Annotated in this window: 1 protein-coding gene; it reads right to left on the reverse strand. The window is 62.0% G+C overall.

The window, feature by feature from the left end; all coding sequences use genetic code 11:
* Positions 1–585: phage integrase N-terminal SAM-like domain-containing protein (locus ACW7G0_RS14210; RefSeq protein ID WP_456990657.1), on the reverse strand; the 585-nt coding region annotated here is incomplete at its 3' end.
* Between the last annotated feature and the right edge of the window lie 178 nt (positions 586–763).

Consider the following 763-nt stretch of genomic DNA (forward strand, 5'->3'; position numbering starts at 1 on the left):
CGGCGCGTACCCCCAGCCTCGGGCAGTATCCCGACGGTGGAGGGTGGCCACGCGAAGTAATTGTCGCTGCAGCGGCTGGACGAGGCGTTCGGGCAACAGCGTGGATCGATCCTTACCGCCCTTGCCTGCCCGCACTTGGATCAACCGCGTTTTCAGGTCCACGTCCTTGACGCGCAAGGTCATGCATTCGGTGACGCGCAGCCCGGCGCCGTACAACAGCTCCGCCATTAGCCGGCGCGGTCCATCGATGCCGTTTAGAACCGCCGCCACCTCTTCGGTGGACAGCACCACGGGCAGTCGGTCCCGGCGCTGGACACGCTTGAGTCCCGCCAAATGGCCGACCTCGATAGCCAGGACGTCCCGGTAGAGGAAGAGCAGCGCATTGAGTGCCTGCGACTGAGTGGAGGCCGCAACCTGTCGGGCGGTGGCCAGATGGTTTACAAACGGGGCGATGCCCCCTGGGCCCACTTCACGGGGATGCTGCTTAGCGTGAAAAAAAATATAGCGACGGATCCAAAAGCGATACGCCTCCTCGGTCCTCGGGCTCAAGTGTCGTCGACGGCACACCGTCGCCACTTGCTCCATTAAGCGGGGCGGCGGGTTGGGCCCGGTGAAAGGTAGCTCACCCCATTACGGTCACTCCTGTTGTGGCAAATAGCTGCAGTTTGCCAAAACAAGCTCCTCGTTTGGGTCCGGTTATGCTTCCACTTGTTAGCCGGACCCCGGTGGAATAGGATCGAATGGAGTCAAGGGGATAGGCTCA

The sequence above is a fragment of the Lysobacter sp. A286 genome (assembly GCF_054052105.1).